Annotated in this window: 13 protein-coding genes; 6 read left to right on the top strand and 7 right to left on the bottom strand. The window is 56.7% G+C overall.

The annotated features are described in order from the left end of the window. Positions 1–124 precede the first annotated feature (124 nt). The 3 genes from CO660_RS25365 to CO660_RS25355 all read right to left on the bottom strand — a co-directional run bounded on the left by CO660_RS25365 (position 125) and on the right by CO660_RS25355 (position 2,333). Positions 125–424 (bottom strand): putative quinol monooxygenase, encoded by a 300-nt coding sequence (locus tag CO660_RS25365; protein WP_097601070.1) that lies wholly within the window; start codon positions 422–424, stop codon positions 125–127. A gap of 483 nt (positions 425–907) precedes the next feature. Then, on the bottom strand, positions 908–1,591 hold the full coding sequence (locus tag CO660_RS25360; RefSeq protein WP_097601069.1) for a type 1 glutamine amidotransferase domain-containing protein: 684 nt from the start codon (positions 1,589–1,591) through the stop codon (positions 908–910). Positions 1,592–1,736: 145 nt separating this feature from the next. After that, positions 1,737–2,333 (bottom strand): AraC family transcriptional regulator, encoded by a 597-nt coding sequence (locus CO660_RS25355; protein WP_176536379.1) that lies wholly within the window; start codon positions 2,331–2,333, stop codon positions 1,737–1,739. 499 nt (positions 2,334–2,832) lie between these two features. Between CO660_RS25355 and CO660_RS25350 the strand changes: the two genes are divergently transcribed. After that, positions 2,833–4,302, top strand: a complete 1,470-nt coding sequence (locus CO660_RS25350; protein ID WP_097601067.1) for an FGGY family carbohydrate kinase — start codon at positions 2,833–2,835, stop codon at positions 4,300–4,302. Between the two features lie 113 nt (positions 4,303–4,415). Here the strand turns inward: CO660_RS25350 and CO660_RS32905 are convergent, their stop codons facing one another. After that, positions 4,416–4,628, bottom strand: coding sequence for a hypothetical protein (locus CO660_RS32905; protein WP_141504915.1), 213 nt, complete (start codon positions 4,626–4,628; stop codon positions 4,416–4,418). A 199-nt stretch (positions 4,629–4,827) separates the two neighbouring features. Here CO660_RS32905 and CO660_RS25345 point away from each other — a divergent pair, with 199 nt between their 5' ends. From CO660_RS25345 to CO660_RS25325, 4 genes are all read left to right on the top strand, one after another. After that, on the top strand, positions 4,828–7,704 hold the full coding sequence (locus tag CO660_RS25345; protein ID WP_141504913.1) for a winged helix-turn-helix domain-containing protein: 2,877 nt from the start codon (positions 4,828–4,830) through the stop codon (positions 7,702–7,704). Between the two features lie 724 nt (positions 7,705–8,428). Next, positions 8,429–9,895, top strand: coding sequence for an FUSC family protein (locus CO660_RS25340; protein ID WP_176536378.1), 1,467 nt, complete (start codon positions 8,429–8,431; stop codon positions 9,893–9,895). A 119-nt stretch (positions 9,896–10,014) separates the two neighbouring features. Next, positions 10,015–10,776 (top strand): response regulator, encoded by a 762-nt coding sequence (locus CO660_RS25335; protein ID WP_245421375.1) that lies wholly within the window; start codon positions 10,015–10,017, stop codon positions 10,774–10,776. Between the two features lie 257 nt (positions 10,777–11,033). After that, positions 11,034–11,552 (top strand): DNA starvation/stationary phase protection protein, encoded by a 519-nt coding sequence (locus tag CO660_RS25325; RefSeq protein ID WP_097601063.1) that lies wholly within the window; start codon positions 11,034–11,036, stop codon positions 11,550–11,552. Between the two features lie 538 nt (positions 11,553–12,090). On the opposite strand, the gene CO660_RS25320 is transcribed toward CO660_RS25325, so the two are convergent. The 3 genes from CO660_RS25320 to CO660_RS25310 all read right to left on the bottom strand — a co-directional run bounded on the left by CO660_RS25320 (position 12,091) and on the right by CO660_RS25310 (position 15,456). Beyond that, entirely contained in the window at positions 12,091–12,999 is a 909-nt protein-coding gene (locus CO660_RS25320; protein WP_245421374.1) for an alpha/beta hydrolase, read from the bottom strand. Between the two features lie 20 nt (positions 13,000–13,019). Beyond that, a complete protein-coding gene (locus tag CO660_RS25315; protein WP_022715094.1) occupies positions 13,020–13,772 on the bottom strand; it encodes an alpha/beta hydrolase in 753 nt (250 codons plus the stop codon). Between the two features lie 217 nt (positions 13,773–13,989). Beyond that, positions 13,990–15,456, bottom strand: coding sequence for a mechanosensitive ion channel domain-containing protein (locus CO660_RS25310; protein ID WP_097601062.1), 1,467 nt, complete (start codon positions 15,454–15,456; stop codon positions 13,990–13,992). Positions 15,457–15,886: 430 nt separating this feature from the next. Here CO660_RS25310 and CO660_RS25305 point away from each other — a divergent pair, with 430 nt between their 5' ends. Then, entirely contained in the window at positions 15,887–16,861 is a 975-nt protein-coding gene (locus CO660_RS25305; protein WP_097601061.1) for an alpha/beta hydrolase, read from the top strand. The last annotated feature ends 66 nt before the right edge of the window (positions 16,862–16,927 follow it).

Below are 16,927 nucleotides of genomic sequence, written 5' to 3'. Positions count from 1 at the left end.
CGGTCGCATCTTTAATGGGGTGGGAAAAGTGTTTCGGACCCGTCCCTGTAACTGGATGCGTTATCTTCACGCCGGATATCGATCGAGTGTAATTAAGCGTTGTAAAATGCAGTGAATCTCATGCTCATACGTCAATCACGTCGACGGCTGTCACGGTATAAACGGATCGATCCGCGAGTTCGCCGATCTTGCCCACGTAGTTTTGAAAATGAGGAGTTTCACGATGAGAGGAGTTGGCCTCCACGTCGATGTACATCTCGTCAAGGATGAAACGGCTCGGCTCCGAGGCGTCTCGCCAAAGATCATAGCGCAAGTTACCTTTCTCTCCCCGCGAAGGCGCAGCCATGCCTCTTAGCAAGTCTTCCAATTCTGCTTCTTTCCCGGATTTTGCCGTAAGAACCGCGTAAACTTTGACGTTTGTCATATGGTGTCCTTTGATCCGACCGCCTACCCATCACGGATGGGACGACAACCGACAGACACACTATCCGGTCGACTTGAGAGGCGTGCGTAAAACACAGTAAAAAAGCGTTAAACGATGCCGGCTTCAAGAGTTACGTCGGTAGAAGCCGCTGGGCCAAACCTCGGCCTAACGTCTCCTTCGGCGAGAGGACGATGGCGGCGTACGACGCGAGCTGCTGAAGCCAACCGCAGTCGAAGAACTGGAGACGGGGCCTTACAATAACAGGGCCGTCGTTTCTAATCCGTTCAACCGCAAAAAGAATGACATGGGTTCAGGTTTCGGGTCTTATTCAAGACCTTCGGAAACCGTCGGCTGCCAGTGCGGGCAACATCCAAACGTCACGGATCCGCCTCTTCTCGGTTGTTGCGCTTGGCGCGGAACAGCGGCTGTTTCCTCGACAGGATTGCACTACGCAGCTCACGCAATTAACTGCTCCGACCGCTTTCATTCCGTTCGCAATGCAATCAGAAGGGTGATCGCTGCGGTCCTCGACGACGAAGGATTCTGGCCGGTCACCAGAAGGCCATCGCGAACGACATAGCTGTTGAAGTCCTCCGCAGCTGAAAACTTCGCTCCTTGGCTCTTGAGCAGATCCTCCAAAAGGAAAGGCACCACCTCCCTGAACTGCATCACGGACTCCTCGGAGTTCGTGAAGCCGGTCACCTCGAGTCCCATGGTTATTGGTCGGTCATCCGGGGTCCTGACGTTGGTGAGAATGCCTGGAGCATGAGACACCAGCGCAACCGGCTTGCTCGTCGCCAGCATCGTCTCGATCAAGGAAAGCGCGTCGGGATCATTCGTCAGGTCCCAGAGCGCACCGTAGCCGCCTGAGAAAAACACTGCGTCAAACTCCGCTGCGGCGATCGACGACAGTCGACGCGTGGCTTTCAGCGACGCCATGGCGGACGCATCGCTTTCGAATCGCCGCGTATCATCCGTCTGATAGGCGGCTTCGCAACTCCTGGGGTCGAGCGACGGAATACCGCCCTTCGGTGAGGCTAACGTGATATCGACGCCGGCTTCTCGGAACAGGAGGTACGGTGCAGCAAGCTCTTCCAACCAGAAGCCCGTTTTCTTGCCCGTGTCGCCAAGTTGGTCGTGCGATGTCAAAACGATCGCAATCTTCACAGTGCCACCTCCTGCTCGGCTGCGGCACCACTCTATATTGCTGGACTAGCTGCGCACGGTCACTGCGTGCTGCACATTATTCCGTCTGTGCGCAGTTGAGGTCCTTTGCGGCACACGCGGTGATAACCGGTCGATCAGTAGTGCATCACTGGCGGGACATGCGCCTGAACTCGCCCGGTGTCATCCCGCCGACGCGTTTGAAGGACCGGACGAAATTTGACTCAGACGAGAAGCCGCAATCGAATGCGATCTGGGCGATCGAAAGGCCGGCCGCGAGTCGTATCTTGGCCATTTCCAGCCGACGGTGACCGACGAAGGTGCTGGGCGACTGCCCGGTTGCAATCTTGAACATGCGCGAGAAATGGAAGCGGCTCAGCGAGGCCACAGCTGCCAGATCGTCCAAGGTAATCGGTCCTGCGAGATTAGCATCGATATAGTCGATCACGCGTTGGAGGCGCCTTGAGTCGAGACCTGGTGATGCGATTGCGCTGCGCGCAGGGTCAATCCCAAAACCCGCGTGACTATTCAGGAGCCTCAGAGCTAACGCGTCCGAGAGGGCTTCGATGAGCAAACTCCCGCCCCAGGTCTCGCAAGTTAGTTCCCTGACGAATTCCGTCGCGATGCACTCGATGAGCGGGTCACGAAAGCCGGCATGATAGTCGATAGAAGGCGATGACGCATCGCTGCGGAGCGTTCCGGCGAGATTTGATAAAAACGATGCAGGCAGATAGATGTGTACCATCTCGTCTATCGTACGAGAGATCGATTTAAAGTCCTCTCGTATCCCGCAGGGGCTTAATCCGATCGTTCCCGGCGCCCCTACGATCCGTTCACGCACACCCTCGGCCTGACGGGTTACCACCGTCGTTCCGCGCATGACGACACAGATCTCGTTTACGTCGATTGTACCAGGTGGCCTCTCGCCCGCGGGATGGAAGCGAAGTTCGGCCTGGACACCCCGCCAGCTCCTGCCGGAGGAACTCAGGATCACGCGTCCTCTGGCATAAGAGGCAGGCAGCTTATTCATGCTTCGCACCCTCATCATCCGGTAGCGCATACGATCACATTCGTTTACTTGGCGCAATTGGGAAGCGACTTGGGAGCGGCCGAGGCAATGCGTTACCTCACCAACCAGGGACTCAGTAGAATTCTTCGCAGCATTTACCTTGGGGAGGCAAGTAGTAGTCTATCCGCCGTGAGTTCAGTGAGCGTCCAAGCCCACGTGAAAGGCAGGTTGGGACATGAGTGATAAAACTGTTATCGGCATCGATATCGGCACCACCGCCATTAAGGCAGTGCTGGTGACCGGGGCGGGCACTCAACTGGGGCACTATGTCGAGTCGTATCCCACCGCGCGTCCCGCTCCAGGGATCGTCGAGCAGGAACCTGATGATTGGATCAGAGTGGCCATTCAGGCTCTTGCCGGCTTCGAGCGCGATTTTGACCTCGGGGGGCTACAGGCTATCGGCATATGCTCCCAGGCCAATACTCACGTCTTCATTGACCGCAACGCAACGCCACTCGCTCCGGCGATTGTCTGGCAGGACCTGCGATGCGCCGACATCGCCGTCGAACTGGATGGGCAAGTGGGCGCTGAGAGTCGGATTGCATGGTGGGGTGCTCCATTTCCTATCGACGCCAGTCATTGTCTCAGCCGTATGGAATGGATGCGACGCAACAGGCCGGACATCTGGGGCCGCTCGCGAGCCGTCATCCTGCCGAAGGACTACTGCATCGCACGATTGACGGGAGAGGTTGCGGCGGACGCGATAGCATCTATTGGTCTGGTTGACGGACAACTTAATTACATCAAGGCGCTTCTTGATCTCGTGCCGGATGCAGTGCAACGCCTGCCCCCACTGCGTGATTTCACACATGTCGCGGGACGCGTCTTGCCGGGGTTGCCCTGTGCGGGTACGCCCGTCATTGTCGGGACTATGGACGCATGGAGTGGCATGTTTGGCGTCGATGTCGGGAAAGTTGGAAGCGCAATGTATCTCAGCGGTACGAGTGACGTGCTGGGGATCGTATCGCCAAAGCGCATCCCGACGCCGGGAGTTGCAGCATTTCCTACCTATCAGGAAATCACACTGCATGCCGCGCCGATACAATCCGGAGGCGCGTCGCTAGCATGGCTCAGCCGTCTCCTGGGTAGAAGCATCGACGAACTTTGTGTTCTGGCAGCCGCCATGAGTGGACAGGAACGCATTCCGCTTTTCATCCCCCATCTGGATGGCGAGCGGGCGCCGCTCTGGGACCCATTCGCGCGAGGTATATTCCTTGGGCTCGACTCCTCCATGGGTCCCGCCCACTTGGTGCGATCAGTTATGGAAGGCGTTGCATATTCGGCGCAATGGGCGCTGGAGACGCTTGAGCGCTCCGCCGACAGCTCTCCGTCGATCCTGAACTGCGGCGGCGGCGGATTTGCTTCGGACGTTTGGAACCAGATTCGCGCTGACGTGCTCGGTCGCACGCTTCGATGTGTACGAAGCGCGGATGCGGCGGCGACCGGGGCTGCGGCCATGGCCCTTGCGGGAATAGGTGCAGCGGGCTCGATCGCCGATGCTGCCAGCCGCATTGTCCAATTCGAAAGAGAGTTCCGGCCTGATCCGGCTCGCAGAGGTTATCACGAGGTCCGCATGGCGCTTTTTAAGGACTCGTACGCGGCCACCCAAGACATCAGCCGACGCCACGTAACATCCGTCCTCTGACTAGCGACCGACGGACGATCGGGTGCGCCGTTGCGTCAGGTGGTGGTCCGCTGCCCGCAGCATGCGATGTAGACCAGTCCCCCGCCGGACGCTGCGCAACTGCGTGGCGACCGTCAACGTTCCCGGCGCGCGTTTCCCATCCCATCGCGCCGAAGCAAAAGAGCAATATCTGAGAATCCTTCCGCAATAGCGGAGCATGCGCCATCGGCGCCCTTGCGATAGCGTCCGAGTGCCGTTGGTATGACGTGCTCGATCGGTTTGTGCCCAAACCGCAAAACAGGATTGCTCGCTGTCATGATCACAACCGCTTCACCATCGTCGGTCATCCAGCCGACAAGTCCGTCGTTTCCAGGAATGGAGAGTTACTTCCAAACGGTCGGCATTTCGTGCTCGCTGGGGTAGCAGCCGCTACTATTTACCGGTTTTAACCCCCGGCTTTTCTTAGATCGTATAGACTACTGATAGTGATAAGTGTGCAAAGCCTCGGTCGCCACACAGTTGCGGGCACCAACGGGGGTGCGTGACGTGAACGCTGTTTTCAAATTTGGCCCTTTCAGCCTTAATCCGGTCTCGCGGAAACTCATGCGGGACGGGCGTGAGCTGCTGATCGGCAGCCGTGCTTTTGATATGTTGGTAGCACTCGTTAATAAACAAGGTGAGATCCTTTCGAGACGCCAACTGATGGCTTGCGCTTGGTCCGGCCTGAGTGTTGAGGACTCCAATATACGTGTTCAGATGGCCCACCTTCGCCGTAAGTTGGGTTGCGGCGTCAACGGCGACCGATATATTGCCAGCATCGCGGGCAGGGGCTACAGCTTCGTGATGCCTGTCAAAACGCAACAGGACGTATCCTCTGCGCATTCCCACAGCATCTCCGACGAAGCAGTTTTCGACGATCCCGTCATCATTCAACGCGAGATCAAGATTCCGATCGCGTCTCGCTCGGACAAGTTTTTGGGTCGGGCTTCCAATCTTGAAGAACTGGAGCGTGCCGTCCAAGAGCGCCGGTTAATCACGGTGGTGGGACCAGGTGGGGTTGGTAAAACCACTCTTGTCACAGCCTTGGCGCGTAGCCTCCGGAACTTCGATGAGATCAGGTTCGTGGATCTCAGTGTTGTCACGGATGACGCTCTAGTCGCGGCCGCCGTCGCATCATCGGTCAATTCAAGTGTCCGAAGCAGCGATCCGCTTCGCGACGCGGTTACATGGCTTTCTAAAAGGCGGAGCCTGTTGATCGTCGACAACTGTGAGCATGTCATCAATGGGGTTGCCGATGCGGTTTCGTTCGTCCTGAAACATTCACTTTCTACGCACGTGCTTGCGACGAGCATCGAGGCACTACGGGTCACGGGGGAGGCGGTGTATCTCTTGCGGCCCTTGGGAACCCCCCCCAATACGGGACGGATGACTGCGAACCACGCTCTGGCATGGCCATCGGTTGAGCTTTTCATGAGCCGAGCCGTTGACGGTGGCCACAAAGGTGCCCTCGCTGACGAGGAGGCCGCCATAGTCGCTGCTATCTGCCGGCGGTTGGACGGGAATCCCCTCGCGATAGAATTGGTGGCCAGCCGCGTTGGCATGTATGGATTGGACGGAGTATTGGAGCTGCTGGATAATCAGTTAACGCTCCGTTGGCGCGGCGACAGGGACGCGACACCTCGGCACCAGACTGTTCAATCGCTGCTCGACTGGAGCTACGTTCTTCTGTCGAAGAACACCCAAACGGTCTTGAACAGGCTATCTGTGTTCGCCAGCGAATTCACGATAGATGCGGCGACGGATGTCGTTGCTGGATCCGGCATAAGTGACGCCGATGTTTCGATGGCGATAAGTGAGTTGGTCGACAAATCCATGGTGTCGTCGGGAGGGGTGGATGAGACAACCGGCGCGTTGAAACTCCGGGAGATCGTCAGAACATACGCGGCCTTCAGGCTGACGCGCGAACCTGGGCGGCACGAAACTCAACGAAGACATGCCCTTTTTTACCTAAGAAGAATGCGCGCCCGCGAGGGCGGATCGGGCAAAAACACCTCGCTGCACGATTTCGACATTGGAAACGTACGCACTGCGCTTGAGTGGGCGTTCTCTGAAGGCGGAGACGCCGAGATCGGAGTTGAGACATGTTGTCTCCTGCTCGAAACCTTCCAAGATTTGATGCAGTTCGATGAGTGTAGAAGATGGTGCCAACGCGCGTTAGAGCTTTTGCCGCCCAAACATCAAAACACGGAGCTGCACCTCAAGCTTTTGGAGAGTCTCACGATCGCAACGCTCTTTGGGCATGGCGGCGATACGGAGGTTGCGAACTTATTCGATATCGGACTGCCGCTCAGCCGTCGCCTCAAAAACCATCGCATAGAATCTCACCTGTTGGCGGGATTGGGAATGTATTATCTGAAGCAGGGCGATTTCCGTTCGGGCCTCAACGTTGCAGAAGCTTACGCGAACAAGGTCGATCACCACAGTGGCTCGTATGACAATTTTGTGGCGGGCTGGATGCTGGGAACGATGTACCACATGCTCGGAGAGCAATTCGAGGCCGCGGCCACTTACGATTATAGTCTCGCGCGAGCCACCGGATTTTCTCCGTCGAGATTGGGGTACTTCGAGCAGGCCCACCTTGCGCTAGCGAAGATCGCCCAAGCGCGCGTCACGTGGCTCCGAGGCTCGCCGGAAACAGCGTTGCAGATGGCCGAGAGTGCCATCGAGGAGGCAAGAAGCCAACCAGCCGCTTTATGTTTGAGCCTGCTAATGGGCATAACCGTTTTTCTGGACAGCGGCGAGCTAGATCGAGCGGATATCCTGACCGATGAACTGGCTGAACTAACGGCGACAAATGGCAATCTGTCCGGATACCGTGAAGCTGGCATGGCGGTGCGCGGCCAGCTTCTGGTCCTTCGTGGCGAAGCGGAACAGAGCATAGATTTGTTGCGCGGGAAATTACGATCGGTGAGTTCGATCGGCTTTCAGAGTTTGATATTCGGAACCCTTCGTGCCCTCGCAGAGGGACTTGCCATCGCTGGCGAGCATACCGAAGCGGTTTCGGCCATCGATACTGCACTGGGTCTGTGCGAACGCGCTGGTGGGACCTACCTTCTGCCGGAGCTTTTACGGACGAAGGCCATGATCCTCCTTTCGTCGCCACACTCGAACTTCAATGTGGTACATCGTCTTTTAAACGATGGTACCGCAATTGCGCGCAGAACGTCGGCGCTAGGATGGGAGCTTCGATTGCACCTCGCCCGCATAAAGGCCGACAGATCGATGGGTCTTAATACGACGGAGGAAGGCTTCAGCAAGCTTGCTGAAATCGTCCGAAGTTTTCAGGACGGTTCCGAAACCGCCGACCTACGAACAGCCAACTCGCTTCTACGACAGCGCCTAGACACGGCGCTCGCAAGCTGAACGTGATTTCCCGCGAAACAACCAGGCTCAACCCGCGGGCGCTCGAAGCAGCCGCTAGCGTATGCGCCAAGGGCCATTCGCTGCCGCCGGATCACCTGCCTCAGCTGTGGTGCCGATGGGCCGCCACCTCTACCGGAAGAGCACACAACAAATGCGCCTAACTTCGAGGCTCGTGTCATTTGTTTCGCGACGGACCTTGTGGTCTGAAGGACAGGTATATGCTGTCGTCCCTGAACAGTTGGACATTCTCGATGGGGTTCGAGCGGCAATTTCGATCGCTTTTTTGCTAGCCGGTGCAATCTGCCTTGATATACCAGACTTGGCATTCAGCGTTGTCGCCGCATTTTGGACCTCCCTTTGCGACCCGTTCGGCGGAGCCCGGTCTCGCTTCCGTGTCATGGCGAAATTTGCGATCCTAGGCGCGATCGTGTTTGCCCTCTCATCCTTCGGTGCTCACTTCGGCACCGTGGCTGCTACCGCAACGCTCTTCACTCTCGTCGCATTGTGCTGTCTAGGTCGATCCTACGCGCCCGCGTTCGGACCCGGACCCGCCCAAGGTAGCTTCATCTCCGCAATTGCAGTTGTGATCGGTGTGTCGACACCCCGTCCATTCGAGGGAGCGCTCCAACTTGGAGGTTGCTTCCTGCTCGGATCGACGGCGACAATCCTCATATCGACCTTGATATGGCCGAACCACACCAATGCCCCGGGCAGATTGTTGCTCGTGACGATCTACAGCCGGTTGCGGACGATGCTGAGCGCGCTGATCGATCTCGACCGATCTCCAGTTGGCGACAGCGCGGCCTGGCTGCAATATGAGACGCTGACCCGTAGGGCCGTGAGGATCGCTATTGAGCGAGGTCGCCAAATCGTTGCGCGACGTCTTTTGGGGAGCAAGCCGCACGGTCACGCGGTTGACGTAGCCTCGAGGTTACTAGGTAATCTGATCGCTCTCGGGCACCTACGCAGGTCAGGCGGGGTGTTCAGCGAAGATAATGTCACATTACTTCGCGATTTAGACGAGCTGTTGCGGGAAGTGATCGATTGCTTGGACTCAGGAGCCATGACCTCGGCTCGAATCAACGAAGACGCAAGGTCTCTCCACCGCGCGGCCGAAGACCAAAACAAGGCTTTCGGCAGGTGCATAGAGGGCGCGGCCATCGCACTGATGTCTCTGGGCGGAACAACAAGCCCGGAACAACGGCAAGATGTTTTATCCACGGGCCTATTAGCGACGATCTTCGAGAGGCCTGCGATGCCGTCTGTTGTGTGGCATCAAGCGTTAAGGGTGGCCACAGCTGTGACCGCTTGCCATCTGGTGGAGAGGTGGCTTGGAGTGACCTTGTCATACTGGGGAACGATTGCGACTTTGGTCGTGATGCAGCCGGCTTTGGGGAACACCTGGGCCCGGGTGTTGGAGCGAGCAACAGGCACTCTCCTCGGCGGGTTGGTCGCCGCGGGGTTGCTCATGAACAGCCCTGGCGACGGTGCGATGGCTCTAACGATCGTTCCGCTCGCGGCCGCGGTCATTGCCTTACGCACGGTGAATTACGCGCTATTCACGATCTTCCTGACGCCGATGTTCATGTTGCTCTCTGACCTCATCAGACCCGCAGACGATCTGATCTTTTTAAGAGCGGTGAACGAGAGTCTTGGTGCTCTCTTCGGTGTGGTTGCGAGCATATTGATATTCCCGACCGACGATCGTGTCGCGATTTCCGATACTCTCCGGACAGCCGTATCCGCAAACCTGTCATTTGCGTCCAGCGTGCGAAGGTCGCGCCACGGGCCGCATTCGGCGGAGATTGCGAAGGCACAGGCAGACGCGGGTGTCGGCAGCTCCAGGGCTGAGGTTGCGGCGATGGGACTAAGTCTCGGCAACGGTGCCATAGCCAGCTCAGATGCTCTGAATAGTGTTCTCCTGGCGCTGAGAAATGTATGCGGAGCGTCTGCAGTCTTCGAAACTCTCGGAGACCACGATCCTCAGGTCGATACACAGCGAGCCGACTACTACGAAGCCATGTCATCGGTTCTCGAGATGCAGCTCAGGACTTGGACATTGGGGGATCTACCCATGCCGTTCCAAAAGTCCGGCGACGAATTGGACCAGGCCGTTGCTGATCTTGCATTGACGGTGCAAGCCTTCATCAGGGCATACGGCCGTAGTGGGAGGGGCTACGGCGGGCAATAGTGAGAGGAGTGGGTTTCCCTCGGCTTTCTCGCCGTTTGACACCATTTCACTGACTTCAACGTTTTGTCATGGGGAAGCACGCGTAAAGTTAACGTGTCGAAACGCGAGAGGAAAAGTCAATGATGATTTCTACATCAAGGCGAGCAACGAGTTCCACTCGGGATGACGATCTTCATAATCTGGGGTGCGTTGCAGTCATCGAGGATGATCCCGACACTCGCATGCTGGTATCGAGCCTGATCGAGAACGTTGGGTTTCCGGTCGTGACTTTCGTCGGAGCCTCCGAGTTTCTCTCATCTCCACTTACCCTCGAACCCAGCTGTATTTTGCTGGACGTAAGGCTGCAGGGGATGAGTGGCCTTGATCTTCAGCAGCGCCTGTCGCATCGAGGCTCGCAGTCCCAGATCGTGTTCATGACCGGCTTCGCAGACGTGAACATGAGCGTGCGCGCGATGAAGGCCGGCGCATTCGACTTTATTCAGAAACCTTTCCGGGAGCAGGAAGTCCTCGACGCCGTTTGCGCCGCTGATCTGGCGTATAGGCAGCGTGCCAGCATCAATCGTTCCAAGGCTGCGATTGACCGGCGTTTTCACTCCTTGACGTCACGAGAGCGCGAGGTCTTGGAGGGCGTTGTCGACGGACTGTTGAACAAGCAGATCGCCGCCCTCCTTGGAATCACCGAAATCACCGTGAAAGTGCATCGTGCAAAATTGATGAAAAAAATGCAGGCGAAGACCTTGGCAGAGTTGGTAAAGGACGTCTCGCTGCACCTTTCCTTCGAACGGTCCCAAACTCTTGCGAACGCGGACGACAGCGCCTTCAAGGACACCCGGGAGCGAACAACCGACGCTCGGAGCCTCGTGATGCCGGTCTTTGCCTGAATGCGGCATTGTCCCGATAGAACGCCAAACCAGCTGATCCGATGTCGTTTCAATCAGGGCCGGCTGCATGAGGTCATCGTTACTGCGCGTCCGCGCGGTTGGGCCAAGCCATGACTATACCCCGGTATAAGGCCTCCAAGCCTCTCGTTGCACTCGAGTATAGTGTATTTAAACCATCGAAAGTTTCTCTGCGGGCGTTCCAGCGGGTAAACTTGCACTGGCTCTGTTGAGCTTCCTCCCCATCAAAGGATAACGCCATGGACAGAAAAGTAGCGCATCAACACCGAAGCCTTCCGCTTTCAACGCCGACGGACCTGGGGGAGGACGCAACCCGTGATATCGCGGCAGCGCTCACGGCTCTGTTGGCGGACGTTTTCGCACTCTACCTCAAGACCAAGAACTTTCATTGGCACGTGTCCGGACCGCATTTTCGCGACTATCACTTGATGCTTGATGAGCAAGGAGCCCAGATTTTCGCGATGACGGATGATATCGCCGAGCGTGCTCGAAAGGTTGGCGGGCCGACGCTGAAATCGATAGGTCATATCTCGCGACTTCAAAGGATCCTCGATAATGACGCGGATTTCGTGACGCCAAGAGACATGTTGTCCGAGCTTCGTGACGACAACAAGCAGCTTGTCCGTATCTTACGTCAGCTACATGAGCTGACCTCTTCACATGATGACCATGCGACAACGAGCCTCACCGAGAACTGGATCGACGAGGCGGAAGGCAGGCTGTGGTTCCTGTTCGAGGCAACGCGTCTCGAGCGGTAGCTCCTCGAGAGAGGTGGCTGGATCCGTTGCGATGAACTAGAAAGGCGAGCCGCCCCGGCGGGGGGCGGCTCTCTTGGAGCGTATCGCAGGCGGCGGTGGGAGGCGAGACCAGCAAGCCTTGGTCCTCGGTCGCCTCGGGAGGAGGTGGCGACGGACATGATGCTACCCCAATATTAGAAAGAACATAATTGAGCCGAGGTATCGGTTTGGTTACCCGGTCGGCTGACCTGCGCAGTGCTCTCCTCTGGGCGTTCCGCGAGGATGGAAACGCATTTCTTGGCATCGAAGTGACGGCAGCGTCACTTCCGCTTTGGTTTGAATCTTCGCTGGTCGCGGTGGCCAGAACCAGGGTCGAGTCCGTCTTGGCGGTCTCGGAGACAAACGGATTTGAACCGCTATCCACAGATGCCGAGGGCGAGGGCGGCAAAGGCGAACGTAGGAAACATTAGCATGCAATTTCTCCATCGTTGAAGTACTCATCGATGATCGCGCAATCTCGCAAAATTCGAAATTGTCCGAGTTTTTCGCACGCTAAGCTTCACGTCTGGGGGGTGCGAGCGTTGAAGGCAGCCAAAAATTGGCCGATCAGGGACGCGATCTGAGGGAGGCATTCCTCGAGCGCGAAGTGTCCAGTCTCGAGAAATTGTAGGTGAGCATTGGGGAGATCGTCCAGGTATGCCTGTGCTCCTGCCGAAGTAAAGAAGGGGTCGTTCTTACCCCAGACGATCAGTGCGGGCGGCACGTTGGCTCTCAGCCATTCCTGCCATTGCGGGTAAAGGGGCAGGTTGCTCTTGTAGTCGAGAAGCAGGTCAAGTTGTGGCTGTTTGCGACCCGGCTGCTCGATGTAGAGCAAATCGAGATCGTAATTGTCCGGCATTATACGTTCCGGCCGCGATGTTCCCGCGAGGTACTGGAAGCGAACTCCCTCTGCTGTGAGCAGCCCTGATAGTTCGGCGGTGACTGCGGGATCCTCTGGTCCAGCCGACATTAGCCTCTTTGCTGCCTCCGACAATCCGGCGTCATAACAGTTTCCGTTTTGAATGATCAGGCCGGCTATGAGTTCCGGCCTTCTGGTTGCGATCCTCATCCCCACTGGGGCACCAAAGTCGAAAATGTAAAGGATCACCCTGGTTAGGCCAAGGGCATCTATAAAAGCCTCGATGGCACGTGAAAGGTTGTCGAATGAGTATTCAAATGTTCCTCCCTCCTTCTTGCTGACAGGAGCGGTACTTTGACCGAACCCGGGATAATCGGGAGCGATCATGCGGAAGCTTCCTCCAAGTCGCTCCATAAGTGCTCTGTATTGATGCGACGTTGAAGGAAACCCGTGCAGTAGCAAAATGGGAGGAGAAGTCGATGCCGCATCTTTTGGATGCGTCTCGCGATAGAAGATCTCCGTGTCTTCGACGGCGAGCCGGCGGTAGGTCATTTCGTAATAGCTCGTCATCGCGCCTTCTCCCATCCACTTTACTTTGCCGCCTGAATTATCAGATCCGATACTTCCTCGGCATGCGATAGCATCGCGACATGGCTTGAAGGTATTTCGATCGCCTTGGCGTTGGCCGCCTTAGCCTGATCCTTCTCGAGCTGTGGCGGGATGATCTGGTCTTTGGTTGCCACCACCATGAAAGTCGGTTTCTCGCGCCACGCCGCTTCCGAGACCTTTGCGCTAAGGCATCTGACGTGGAACGGACCCTGCGTCGCAGCTACAACCGCTTTAGATTCAGGGTCGAGATCAGCTGCGAAGTACTTCTTGATGCCTTGGTCGCTGATCCTCAAGAAGCCGTCGTCGTCCTTCACGTATTCCTTGCGGCTTTCCAGCTGGGGATATTTAGACGTAACGTCCTCTAACGACTGCCCTTTATCGGGCGCGTAGGCCGCCACATAGACTAGAGACTTCACCTTCGGATCAGTTCCAGCTTCCGTTATGACAACGCCTGCCCACGAGTGGCCGACGAGAACTACAGGGCCTTCGGCGTTCTTGATCGCGCGCTTGGTAGCGATGACATCGTTTTCAAGCGAGTCCAGAGAATTTTGGACGGCTATTACTTTGAGGCCAGCCTTCTCCAGGCGCGGAATTACCTTTTGCCACGATGTCCCGTCGGCGAAAGCGCCGTGGACAAGTACGACTGTTTTTGCAGCCCCATCCGCGGACCAGGCCGCGGTCGATAACGCCAAACTTGAAAGCAGAAGTGCTGCGGTCGACAAAATCGTCATCATCTGAAGTCTCCTTTTTGCCGATTTTCGGCGTGAAAACTCGATCGATTGTTTGACTTTCCCGTTGCATCCGGGCGGCGTCGATGAGAGGCCGCCTAGTGGGAAAGTGGCAGCATTGGCCGTCGATCGTCATTTTTGCGTGGGATGCTCTCCCACGACATCCAGGCTAGAACACACGAGGTCACGCATCTCGTTAAATCCTGCTAAAGCACGGGAATTCCTAGAGATGGAAGAGCCTAAGGATCCGCATCCTCAGGTCGGGGACTGTCGTGGAAGCGCGGTCACTGCTGGCTTGGTGAAGCGCGTCCTCCGCCTTTGTGCGCGTAAGCAGCAAAGCTGCGAGGTCCTCAGCGATGGCGGGGCGTTCTCTAAGTATCTCTGCAATCTTGCCTTTGCTTATCTGATATAGCGTCACATCCGTAAGGCATTTGGTATCAGCCACTTCCTTACTACCCAGCAAAACGCCTCTTTCTCCAAGAACGTCTCCAGGCGAGAGCCTTGCGAACTCAATCCTTCCGTCCTCAACACCGTCTTCGACAATCGCGACGCCACGTGCCAACATCATAAGTGCGCTAGTCGTTGAGTCCTTCGTGGCGATTACCGCTCCTTGCTTCATCAATATGCGCTCGGCGGAAGAGGCCAGTGCGTTCGCTTCGTCGTTCGTGAGATTGGCGAAAATCGGTGCCAAGCTGATGAGGCTCTTAACGAAATCAGGTTTTCCAGCACCCGCCGCCGTTTTTTCCGCGGGAGGGTCTGAAGCAAGTGGCAAGCTGGCAGCGAAGGTGTGGCGATAAATCAGGTCGAATATTTCGTTCCTCGCCTTCGCAACAGATAACAAGGTGGGTACACGGAATGAAAGTTCCACCTCGATGCAGTCTCGGCTCATACCCGTTATCGAGACCGATGGGCTTGGCGATCTCAATATCTCCCCGCTACCAAGCAGCACCTGATGCATCATCTCTTCGATGGCTTTGGGTGGCACACTCGCTTGCATCTTAACAGTCAGGCTGGCTCCATGTGAGATGTCTGGGACACTCAGATTTGTTATCCGGCTCTTCGCTAAGATGCTGTTGGGGACAACAACGAGGTCGTCCGTTTTGTTGAGAAACTGTGTGGACCGCCAGTTGGTCTCCACGACCTTGCCCTGAACGTTATCGTCCAGAACGACCCAGTCCCCCACAGAAAGGAGCCTGTTGAGGTTGAGCGCGATGCCCGAGAACACGTCGTTTAAAGTGCTTTGAAGGGCAAGGCCGAGTACGATAGCGAAGACGCCGGATGTCGCAATTATCGTTCCGACCGGCAGGCTGAACACATAGGCTATGATGCATAACGCGGCGCTTACGTAGATAATTGCTATGACGAGATCTTGAAGAAGTCTGCCTTCGCGCGGCTTGTGTTCAAGAATTAGAAAGACGCGCGCGCAATTCGCTAAAACCATTGCACCCGCCAGCCACCATATGGTCTTGAGGCTCCCGTGCACGAAGCGCGACGTTACCGCAGACCCCAGGTCTTCCACAGAGTAGGGCGGTATGCCGTTCCAAAGCAGTAAGGCAGTCAGTGCCAAGAAAAACACGCAGTCGATGATCAGTCGACGGGTTCCAGGAGCAGGAGACACTATATGGGCGGCTGCTCTGGCTCCGAACAGTATAGCGAACTGTATCCACAAATCGGTCAGAACGGATGGCATTCGCGTCTCCCGGCCGTTGGTTGGCGGCACGTTCCGCCATCGCGGGCTTTCGACTTAATCGAGCAATACGACAGAAGTGGCCGCAACGCAGGTGAAATGATGTAAACATGCGTGAAACGCGGCGGCTGCGCGCGAGTGGGGATAGCAACTTTCCGATTTGACGGTGTTCAATACCCGTTTTTGGCCCGCCCTGTTACTTGGCTAGCTCAACGTCGCTGTAACTGCGGTTTGACTGTTGCAGTCCAGTTGCCGCGCCTGGGCGTCTTCGCCGGACCAACGCCCCATCCAGCGCCAGCGATGTTACGCCCTAGGTCAACCGCGATGCTCGTTTCCCTGGGATTTACGACGATTAACTCGTTCGGGGTTCTGCGGTCAGGCAATATCCAGCAACGAAATGAGCACTGTCCGATCGTAAGAAGGGAGAACGTGCATGCGCCGTTTTGTCTTAGCCTTGCTGCTAGCTATCGTCTCCGCGGCACCTATTGCGCGGACCGCGAATGCCGGTGCGCAGACCGCCCCAGAGATGCACGCTCCGGTCGTCACCGTGCACTACCGGTCAGCCAAGATCCAGGGCTTGAACGTCTTCTATCGGGAGGCTGGACCGGCGGACGCTCCCGTCGTGCTCTTGCTTCACGGGTTCCCAACCTCTTCACACATGTTCCGAAATCTCATTCCCCAACTGGTGGATCGATACCACGTTATCGCCCCCGATTTTCCCGGTTTTGGGCATTCCGACGCTCCGGATCACAAGGATTTCAAATACGGCTTTGGGGCGTATGCAGACATCGTCGACGAGCTGGTGTCCGGTATCGGTGTCCAGAGCTACGCGATGTACGTGATGGATTACGGCGCACCTGTCGGTTACAGGCTTGCACTGAAACACCCCGATCGTGTCACCGCGTTGATTATCCAAAATGGAAACGCCTACGATGAGGGTCTGCGAGAACTCTGGGAGCCGATAAAGGCTTATTGGGCGGACGGATCGAGCATACACCGGGACGCGCTATCTGGCCTGGTGACCCTCGAGGCGACCAAGTTCCTATATACCGACGGAGTGTCGGACGTCAGCCGCATAAGTCCTGACAACTGGGTCCAGGACCAAGCGCTCCTGGATCGGCCCGGTAACAAAGATATACAAATGGATCTCTTCTATGACCACCGTACCAACGTGCCGCTCTATCCAGCATTCCAGAAATACTTCCGCGACCATCAGCCGCCGACGCTAATTGTCTGGGGAAAGAACGATAAGGTTTTCCCTGAGGAAGGAGCGCGTGCCTACCTTCGGGATCTGCCACAGGCCGAAATCCACTTGCTCGATTCCGGACACTTCGCGCTCGAAGACAAGTTGGATGAAATGGTTCCGCTAATTCGCGGCTTCCTGGATCGTGAATTGGCCAAACTCTAGACGCCGCTCCACCGAGCCGGCGGTGACACTTTAAGTACGCGGGTGGCGTCCGCCAACGAGCAAGAT

The organism is Rhizobium sp. L9 (genome assembly GCF_002531885.1).
Taxonomy (GTDB): Bacteria; Pseudomonadota; Alphaproteobacteria; order Rhizobiales; family Rhizobiaceae; genus Rhizobium.
Note: the sequence above shows the minus strand (reverse complement) of the source record. Positions and strands in the feature narration are given on the sequence as shown.